We start from the raw sequence: 9,453 nt of genomic DNA, 5'->3' as shown, positions 1-9,453 counted from the left end.
TTCAGGTCGAAACCCGGCGCCTCGGCGTGGTCGAGCCCGCGCGCCGCGTCCAGGCGGCCTTCGACATCGCCGGAACCGTGGTCGAGGTCGCGGCGCGGGAGGGCGCGCGGGTGGAGAAGGGGGCGCTGCTCGCCCGGCTCGACACCTTGCGCACCGAGGCGCGCATCGACGAACTGACCGCCCAGCGCGCCATGCTGGAGGCTGAGGCCGATCTCGCCGGGCGCACCGCCGGCCGGCAGGAGGCGCTGCGCGACCGCGGCTTCGCCTCCGACCAGCGCTGGGACGAGGCGCGCGCTGAGACCGACCGCATCGCCGCCTCGATCCGGCAGGCGGATGCGGGGCTGGCCGCGGCCCGCATCGACCTCGCCCATGCCGAACTGCGCGCGCCTTTCGCGGGCGAGATCGCGGCCCGCCATGCGGACGAGGGCGCGGTGATCGCCGCCGGAACCCCGGTGGCGGAGCTGATCGAGAGCGACCGCCCGAGGGTCCGCGTCGGGCTGCCGGAACACGCGGCGGCGCGCCTCTTCCCCGGCGCTTTGGTCGAAGTGGAAGCCGACGGCGTCCGCCTCGTCGCCGCCGTCGCCGCCTTGCGCCCCGACATCGACCCCGTCACCCGCACCCGCGCGGCGCTGCTGGACCTGCTGCTGGAGCCCGGCCAGTCGGTCGCCTTCGGGCGCACGGTGGAGGTGATCTCCGACGACTGGCGGGCGGAGGCGGGGGCCTGGCTGCCCCTGACCGCGCTGCGCGAGGGCGAAAAGGGGCTGTGGACCGCGCTGCTCGCCGTCCCCGATCAAACCGGCCATGTCGCCCGCGCCGTCGCGCTGGAAGCGCTGCATGTGGCGGAGGGGCGCGTCTTCGTGCGCGGCGCGCTGGAGGACGGCGCGCTGGTGGTCGCCGCCGGCGCGCACAAGGTGGCGCCGGGCATGCGCGTCGACCCGGCGGTCGCCCCGCCGGCCGTCCCCGCCGACCAGATCGCCGAGCGCTGAGCCTCGCCCCCGACCCGCAACCCGACCCGCCGCAGTCCGAGCCGGAGCCCCCCGATGCGCACGCTTTTCTTCCGCGAAGCCCGGCTGACCGCGCTGGTCATCCTGGTGGTGATCGCCGCCGGCGCTTCCGCCTTCCTGACCATCGGCCGGCAGGAGGACCCGAGCTTCACCAACCTCTTCGCCACCGTGGTCACGCCCTATCCCGGCGCCGACCCGGCCCGGGTCGAGGCGCTGGTCACGGAGAAGATCGAGGCGGAGCTGCGCGAGATCGCGGCGATCAAGACCCTCTCCTCCACCTCCTCCGCCGGGATCAGCGCGATCCGGGTGGAGCTGTCGGAATTCCTCGACCTGCCCGAGATCTCGGAGGCCTGGGCCGATATCCGCGACGCGCTGTCGGACGTGGCGAAGGACCTGCCTCCGGGCGTGCCGGAGCCGGATTTCGACGACGACCGCACCGGCGCGTTCTCGGCGATCTCCGCGGTCTATCCGACGCGGGAGGGGATTTCGGACGCGGTGCTCGGCCGCTACGCCGAGGCGCTGGAGGATCGGCTGCGCGCCGTCTCCGGCGTGTCGCTGGTCCGCTCCTTCGGGGCGCCGGAGGAGGAGGTGCTGGTCGCCGTCGACCCCACCGCGCTGTCGGCGCTGGGCCTGAGCGCGGCGCAGGTCGCGGCGGCGATCGAGGCGGCGGACCCCAAGGTCTCGGCCGGGCGGCTGCGGGGCGAGGGCTCCGACATGCTGATCGAGGTGGGGGGCGAGATCCGCAGCCTCGACCGGGTGCGCGAAATCCCGCTCGCCTCGAACGCCGCCGGGTTCTCGGCGCGGGTGGGGGATGTGGCGGAGGTGACCAAGACCGCGCGGGTCCCGGCGCCGAGCCTCGCGCGGCTCGATGGGCGGCGCGCGGTGCTGGTGGCGGCGAAGATGGAGGAAGGGCGGCAGGTCGACGCCTGGATTCTTGCGGTGCGCGCGGCATTGGAGGACTACGAGGCCGGGTTGCCCGAGGGCCTGGGTCACGAGCTGATCTTCGACCAGTCCGGCTACACCGCGGACCGGCTGGCGGAGGTCGGCCTGAACATGGCGGTCGGCGTCGGGCTGGTGGTGGGGGTGCTCTTGCTGACGCTGGGTCTGCGCGCGGCGCTGGTGGTGGCGGCGGTGCTGCCGCTGGTGGGGCTCGCGTCGCTTGCCACGCTGAATTTCATGGGCATTCCGATCCACCAGATGTCGGTGACCGGGATGATCGTGGCGCTGGGCCTGCTGGTCGACGCGGCCATCGTGATGACCGACGAGATCCGGCGCCGGCTGGCGGAGGGCATGTCCCGCCTTGATGCGGTGGGCGACGCGGTGGGGCGGCTGGGGGCGCCGCTGCTCGCCTCGACCGTGACGACCGCGCTGGCCTTCCTGCCGATGGTGCTGCTGCCGGGGCCTGCGGGGGATTTCGTCGGGGCCATCGCGATTTCGGTGATCGCCATGCTGATCTGGTCGCTGGTCATCGCCATGACCGTGACCCCGGCGCTGGCCGGGTGGATGCTGCCCGATCCCCGCGACGCCTCCGGCCGCACGCGGGGCTGGGTGACCAACGGCATGTCGGGCGGCGCGCTGGGCCGCGGCTTCGCCTGGTCGCTGCGCCTCGCCCTGCGCCATCCGGGCCCCGCCGCCGCCTGGGCGCTGGCGCTGCCGGCGATGGGCTTTCTCGCCTTCCCCAGCCTGACGCCCCAGTTCTTCCCCGGCGTGGACCGCGACCAGTTCCACATCGACGTGGAGATGCCCGCCGGCGCTTCCCTGTCCGCGACCGAGCGGGTGACGGAGCGGCTGTCCGACGCGCTGAACGCCGAGAACGGGATAAGGCGGATCGTGTGGGTGATCGGGGCCTCCGCCCCGTCGTTCTACTACAACATGCTGATGAACCAGGACAACGCGCCCGGCTTCGCCCGCGCCCTGATCGCCACCGAGTCCAACGCCGCCACCGCGCGCCTCGTCCCGCATCTGCAGGACACGCTCGGCGCCGCGGCGCCTGGCGCCCGGATCATCGTGCGCGATCTGGTGCAGGGCCCCCCGGTGGACGCGCCGGTGGAGCTGCGCTTCGTCGGCCCGGATCTGGCGGTGCTGCGCGAGATCGGCGACGCCGCCCGGCGCATCGTGGCGCAGGTCCCCGACGTGACGCTGGCCCGCACCACGATGGAGGGGGGCGCTCCGAAACTCGCCTTCGCGCTGGATGAGGAGAAGGCGCGGCTCGCAGGCCTCGACCTGGTGTCGGTCGCCCGGCAGCTGGACGCGGCGCTGGAGGGGGTCGTCGGCGGCTCGATGGTCGAGGGGTCGGAGGAGCTGCCGGTCCGGGTCCGCGTCGGCGCCGCCGACCGGGCGGACGCGGGCTTCGTCGAGACCTTCGACGTGGCGACCCCCGCCGGCGACCTGATCCCGCTGGGCGCGCTGGGCGCGATGCGGGTGGTTCCGTCCGAAAGCGCCATCTCGCGCCGGGACGGGCAGCGGACCAACACCGTGCAGGCCTTCGTCCGCTGGGGCGTGCTGCCCGAGGCGGCGCTGGGCCGGGCGCAGGCGGCGCTGGACGGCGCGGGGTTCGCCGTGCCGCCGGGCTACCGGCTGGAGGTCGGCGGCGATTCCGATGCGAGGAACGAGGTCATCTCCAACCTCCTGGCGCCGCTGGGGCTGATCGTGACCCTGTCCATCGCCACCGTGGTGCTGACCTTCAACAGTTTTCGGCTGGCGGCGGTGGCGACGGTGGTGATGGTTCTGTCGGCGGGGCTGTCGATCCTGGCGCTGGCGATCTTTCAATATCCGTTCGGGATCACGGCGGTGATCGGGGTCATCGGCTCCATCGGCGTGTCGATCAATGCGGCGATCATCATCATGACGGCGTTGCAGGCCGACCCGGGCGCGGCCGCGGGCGACCGCGACCGGATGGCGGAGATCGTGCTGGGCGCATCCCGCCACATCGTCTCGACCACCGTCACCACCTTCGGGGGCTTCCTGCCGCTGATCCTCGGCGGCGGCGGGTTCTGGCCGCCTTTCGCGATGGCGGTGGCGGGGGGCGTGCTGCTGTCGACCGTGGTCAGCTTCTACTTCACCCCGCCGATGTTCGCGCTGGTGACGCGCCGCGGGCCCCAGGCGGCCCGGCCGGCCCCGGTTCCGGTCCCGGCCGGGCCGCCGCGCAACCTCTTCGCCCCCCGCGCCGGCTGACGGCGCGGGATGGGCGGAGAGGGGGGGCGGAGAGGGGGGGCCGGCGGTCGGCTCCCGCCCGGACGAGATCGCGGCCTCCCCCGTCGCCCGCCGCCCTTGACCGTGGCTCTGACCGGACCAATTCTGAGCGAAACCATGGCGCGCAAGCCCTGGGCCGCGCCGCCGACCGGGCCGCGCGGGAGCGGAAAATGGGGAGGACGGCATGACGCTTGTGGCGCTTTATCTGGCGACGATGGCGGCGTTTCTGGTGCTCGACGTGGCCATGCTGACGCTGTTCATGAAGGGGCTGTTCGACCGGAATATCGGCCACATCATGCTGGAGGACCCCAAGCTCGGCGTCGCCGGCATCTTCTATCTGTTCTACGTGGGCGGGATCCTGTGGTTCTGCTCCTGGCCGGCGCTGGCGCCGGAGGGGGGCGGCTGGACGCGGGCGGCGCTGAACGGCGCGATCTTCGGAATGCTCGCCTACGGCACCTACGAATGGGTGAACATGGCGACCCTGAAGGGGTGGAGCTGGCAGATGGTGGCGGCCGACACCCTCTGGGGCGGGGTCATCACCGGGTCCTCCGCCGCGCTCGGCGTGCTGGCGATCCGGGCGCTGGGGCTCGCGCGCTGAGCCGCGCCCGGCCCCTTGGCGCGGATGCGCCGCGGGGCCGGGCCGGCCCTGCGGCTTGCGCGGGGGGCCACGGGGCGCGAGGGTCGGGGCCATGACCTCCCTGTCCCGTCCTCTCGATCCTGATCCTCCGGCGCACACCGTCGCCGTCCCGGCCCTGTCGGTGCGCGATCTCCGAAAGACCTACGCCTCGCCCGAGGGGCCGGTGGAGGTGTTGCGCGGGGTGTCGCTGACCCTCGCGCCGGGCGCGAGCCTGGCGCTGACCGGCGAGTCCGGCTCGGGCAAGAGCACGCTGCTGCACCTCGCGGCCGGGCTCGATGCGGCGGATGGCGGCGAGGTCCGGATCGCCGGGCAGTCCCTGACCGGCCTTCGCGACGCCGGACGGGCGGCGCTGCGGCGCGACCGGATCGGGCTGGTCTTCCAGCAATTCAACCTGGCGCCGAGCCTGACGGTGGCCGCGAACCTCGCCTTCCAGGCGCGGCTGGCGGGGCGCGAGGACCGGGCGTGGACGGCGGAGCTGGTGGTGCGCCTCGGGCTTTCGGGGCTGGAGCGGCGCTATCCCGAGCAGCTTTCCGGCGGCCAGCAGCAGCGCGTCGCCATCGGGCGGGCGCTGGCGGTCCGTCCCGGCCTGGTGCTGGCCGACGAGCCCACCGGCGCGCTGGACGAGGCGGCGGCCGACGCCGCCCTCGACCTCCTGCTGGGCCTGACCCATGAGGCGGGCGCGGCGCTGCTGATGGTCACCCATTCGCCCCGCCTCGCCGCCCGCCTCGACGCGCGGGCGCATCTGCGGGCGGGGGTTCTGGAATGAGGCGTCGGGCGGGAGGCGGGGGGGAGGCCGCGCCTGGCGCCGGTTTCAGGGGCGCGCCCAGGCTCGCCTCGGCCGCCGCGTCCTCGAGCGGCGCGTCCGGGCGCCGCCCCGCGCCGATCGCCGGGGGATGCGCCCCGCACGCTTGCCGGCGCGCACGCCCCGCCGGGGGCCGCGCATGAGCCTGCGCGGTTTCCTCTGGGTGCTGGCCGCCCTTGCGAGCCACTGGCGGCGGCGCCCGTTGCTGCTGGCCGCGGCGCTGGCCGGGCTGGCGGCGGCGACGGGGCTGTGGATCGGGGTGCAGGCGCTCAACGCCGAGGCGCGGCGGTCCTATGAGGCGGCGACGCGCGCGATCACGGTGGCGGCGCTCCCCTCGCTGGTCGCTTCGGGCGGCGGGCCGGCGGAAGCGGCGGTCTTCGGCGCCCTGCGCCAGGCCGGCTGGGCGGCGAGCCCGGTGGTGGACGCCGAGATCTCGGTCGGGCAGGGGGCGGCGGCGCGGCGGTTGCGCCTGCTCGGGGTCGAGCCGGTGACGCTGCCCGCCGCCGCCGGGCTGGCGCTGTTCGGCGGGCCGGCGGACGACGAGATCGAAGACACCGCCCCCGCGCCCGACTACGCCGCCTTCGCCCAGGCTCCGGGGCGCGCGCTGATCGCGCCCGGCACGCTGGCCGATCTGGGCGCGGCGGCGGGCGACCGGCTGGCGACGCCACGCGGGCTGACGCCGCCGCTGGCGGTCTCGGGCGCGGTGTCGCCGGGGACGCTGGTGATGGACATCGGCTTCGCCCAGCCGCTGGCGGGGATGGAGGGGCGGGCGACGCGCTTTCTGCTCGATCCCGACGCGGAGACGCCCGCCGCGCCGCTGGCCGAGACCGCCCCCGAGCTTCGCCGCGCCGCGTCGCGCGCCGCGCTGGATCCGGGCCGGCTGACCGCGAGCTTTCATCTGAATTTAACCGCGTTCGGGCTTCTGTCCTTCGTGGTCGGCCTGTTCATCGCCCATGGCGCGGTGGGTCTGGCGTTCGAGCAGCGGCGCGGGCTGATGCGCTCGCTCCGCGCCTGCGGGACGCCGGCCTGGACGCTCTGCGCGGCGCTGGGGGCGGAGCTGCTGGCGCTGGCCCTGATCGCGGGCGTCGCGGGGATCGCGGGCGGGGCGCTGGTCGCCGCCGCGCTGCTGCCGGATGTGGCGGCGAGCTTGCGGGGGCTCTATGGCGCGCCGGCGCCCGATGCTTTGTCGCTGCCCGCCTCCTGGTGGCTCTGGGGGCTGGCGATGAGCGTGGCGGGGGCGGCGGTCGCCTCCGGCGGGGCGCTGTGGAAAGCCGCGCGGATGCCGGTGCTGGAAAGCGCCCGGCCCGAGGCGTGGTTCGCCGCCGCGCGTCGCACCCGCGCCCGTCAGGCCGTGGCGGCGGGGGTGTTCGCGCTGGCCTCGCTGGCGCTGGCGGTCTGGGGGGAGGGGCTGGTGGCCGGTTTCGCGATGATCGGCGCGCTGCTCTCCGCCGCGGCCCTGGCGCTGCCCGCCGCGCTGGGGCTGGCGCTGGCGGGGCTGGAGGGTTGGTCCGACCGGCGCTGGGGGCCGCTCGGCGGCTGGATGGTGGCGGATGCGCGCCAGCAGCTGCCTGGCCTCTCGCTGGCGCTGATGGCGCTGATGATCGCGCTGGCGGCCAATGTCGGCGTCGGCTCCATGGTCGACGGGTTTCGCCTGACCTTCGAGAGCTGGCTGGACGATCGCCTCGCCGCCGAGGTCTACGCGGAGGCCGAGCCGGGGGCCGAGGATCGGCTCGCCGCGCTGATCGCGGCCGATCCGCGGATCTCGGCCGATCTGCCCGAATGGCGGGCCGACGCCGCGCTCGACGGCGCGCCGGTCGAATTGCGCGGCTTCGCCGATCACGCCACCTGGCGCGATCGCTGGCCGCTGCTGGCGGCGGCGCCCGGCGCCTGGGACCGGGTGGCGGGGGGAGAGGCCGTGATGATCTCGGAACAGCTGGCGCGGCGGCTCTACCTGGGCCTTGGCGATCCGCTGGACCTGCCGGGCGGACCGGCGCTGCCCATCGCGGCGATCTTCGCCGACTACGGCAACCCGCTGGGCCAGGCGCGGCTCTCCAACGCGGCGCTCGCGGAACGGATCCCGGAGGCCGAGCGCGGCCGCCACGCCCTGCGCGTCACGCCGCCCGAGGCCGCCGCCGCGGTCGCGACCGCGCTCGACGGAGCCGAGGGGGTGTCGGCGCTCGAACAGGGCTCGATAAGGCGGCTCTCCTCAAGCATATTCGAGCGGACCTTCGCGGTGACCGGCGCGCTGAACGCGCTGACCTTCGGGGTGGCCGGGCTGGCGCTGGCGACCTCGCTGCTGAGCCTGTCGGCGGCCCGCCTGCCGCAGACGGCGCCGGTCTGGGCGATGGGGACGAGCCGGCGGCGGCTCGCGGCGATGGAGCTGGGACGGATCATGGGGCTCGCGCTGCTGACCGCGATACTGGCGATCCCGCTGGGGGTGGCGCTGGCCTGGGCGCTGGTGGCGGTGGTGAATGTCGCGGCCTTCGGCTGGCGGCTGCCGCTGCATGTGTTCCCGACGGACTGGCTTCGGCTGGCCGCGCTGGCGGGCGCCGCGGCGGGACTCGCCGCCGCGATCCCGCTGGCGGGCTTCCTGCGAACCTCGCCCGCCGCGCTCGCCAAGGTGTTCGCCGATGAGCGCTGAGGGACGCAGACGCGCGCTGCGCCTGCTGGGCGCGCTGGCGGTGACGGGCGCGGCCTCGCCCGCCGCCCTGCTGGGGCGGCCGGCCGCGGCGCAGGGCTATGGCGGGCTGGGCGCGGCGGCGGAGGGTTATTCGGCGGTGGTCGAAGGCCGGCGCTTCGCCTTCCCGCGCGACCGCGGCCCGCATCCCGATTTCCGGATCGAATGGTGGTATCTGACCGCCAACCTCTCCGCCGCCGACGGGCGAGCCTTCGGCGTGCAATGGACCCTGTTCCGGCAGGCGGTGTCGCCGGATCCGGGGCTGGACGGCTGGGCCTCGCCCCAGATCTGGATGGGGCATGCGGCGCTGACCTCGGCCGACACGCATCTGACCGCCGAAAAGTTCGGGCGCGGCGGGGTCGGGCAGGCGGGCGTGGTGGCGGCGCCCTTCCGCGCCTGGATCGACGCGTGGCGGATGGAGAGCCTGGGCGACGGCTTCTCTCCCCTGCGGCTGCGGGCCGGGGGGCGGGGCTTCTTCTACGACCTCGGGCTGCAGGCCGAGGGGCCGGAGGTGCTGCAGGGCCGCGACGGCTATTCGCTGAAATCCGAGCGCGGGCAGGCGAGCTATTACTATTCGGTCCCCTTCCTGCGCGCCTCGGGCGAGATCTGGCTGGGGGAGGAGCGGATCGCGGTCTCCGGCCCCGCCTGGCTCGACCGGGAATGGAGCTCGCAGCCGCTGGAGGCCGACCAGCCGGGCTGGGACTGGTTCGCCATCCATCTGGAGGGCGGCGACAAGCTGATGCTCTACCGGATGCGTCGGGTGGGGGCGGCGCCTTACCTGTCGGTGGCCTGGATCGGCGCGGAGGGCACGATCGAGCGGCTGGACCCGGCCGGCGTCTTCCTCGCGCCTGCGACCGAGGCCGAGGTGGCGGGGCGCAGGATCCCCTCCGAATGGACGGTGGAGATCCCCTCGCGCGGGATCGCGCTGACCATCGCGCCGCTCAATCCCGCGGCCTGGATGGACATGTCGTTCCCTTACTGGGAAGGCCCGATCCGGGTGGACGGCAGCCGCGCCGGGGTCGGATACATGGAGCTGACGGGGTACTAGGAGGGCCGACGGCCCGCCCGCCCGGGGCCCGGGCGCCGCGACGACCGGCCCGAAAGCATGGGCGCTGCGCCCGCGGCGCTTTGGGATGGGGCG

6 protein-coding genes are annotated in these 9,453 nt (G+C 75.0%); all 6 read left to right on the top strand.

The genetic code is table 11. The annotated features are described in order from the left end of the window. Positions 1-986, top strand: a 986-nt coding sequence (locus ACTB72_RS18195; RefSeq protein WP_463038427.1) for an efflux RND transporter periplasmic adaptor subunit, incomplete at its 5' end; no start/stop codon positions are given. Between the two features lie 54 nt (positions 987-1,040). Next, positions 1,041-4,178 carry an efflux RND transporter permease subunit gene (locus tag ACTB72_RS18190; RefSeq protein ID WP_463038426.1) on the top strand — a complete coding sequence of 1,046 codons (3,138 nt, stop codon included), beginning with the start codon at positions 1,041-1,043 and terminating at the stop codon, positions 4,176-4,178. Positions 4,179-4,380: 202 nt separating this feature from the next. Further along, complete coding sequence (locus ACTB72_RS18185; protein WP_463038425.1) at positions 4,381-4,794, top strand: DUF2177 family protein; 414 nt, start codon at positions 4,381-4,383, stop codon at positions 4,792-4,794. Between the two features lie 91 nt (positions 4,795-4,885). Next, on the top strand, positions 4,886-5,599 hold the full coding sequence (locus ACTB72_RS18180; protein ID WP_463038424.1) for an ABC transporter ATP-binding protein: 714 nt from the start codon (positions 4,886-4,888) through the stop codon (positions 5,597-5,599). A 175-nt stretch (positions 5,600-5,774) separates the two neighbouring features. Next, positions 5,775-8,276 carry an ABC transporter permease gene (locus ACTB72_RS18175; RefSeq protein WP_463038423.1) on the top strand — a complete coding sequence of 834 codons (2,502 nt, stop codon included), beginning with the start codon at positions 5,775-5,777 and terminating at the stop codon, positions 8,274-8,276. Then, on the top strand, positions 8,266-9,360 hold the full coding sequence (locus tag ACTB72_RS18170; RefSeq protein WP_463038422.1) for a lipocalin-like domain-containing protein: 1,095 nt from the start codon (positions 8,266-8,268) through the stop codon (positions 9,358-9,360). The genes ACTB72_RS18175 and ACTB72_RS18170 overlap by 11 nt, the downstream gene beginning before the upstream one ends. Positions 9,361-9,453 lie beyond the last annotated feature (93 nt).

The sequence above is a fragment of the Albimonas sp. genome, from assembly GCF_055129145.1.
Note: the sequence above shows the minus strand (reverse complement) of the source record. Positions and strands in the feature narration are given on the sequence as shown.

Coding starts and splice junctions, on each gene's coding strand:
- ACTB72_RS18190 (WP_463038426.1), top strand. CDS start 1,041: ATGCGCACGCTTTTCTTCCGCGAAGCCCGGCTGACCGCGCTGGTCATC.
- ACTB72_RS18185 (WP_463038425.1), top strand. CDS start 4,381: ATGACGCTTGTGGCGCTTTATCTGGCGACGATGGCGGCGTTTCTGGTG.
- ACTB72_RS18180 (WP_463038424.1), top strand. CDS start 4,886: ATGACCTCCCTGTCCCGTCCTCTCGATCCTGATCCTCCGGCGCACACC.
- ACTB72_RS18175 (WP_463038423.1), top strand. CDS start 5,775: ATGAGCCTGCGCGGTTTCCTCTGGGTGCTGGCCGCCCTTGCGAGCCAC.
- ACTB72_RS18170 (WP_463038422.1), top strand. CDS start 8,266: ATGAGCGCTGAGGGACGCAGACGCGCGCTGCGCCTGCTGGGCGCGCTG.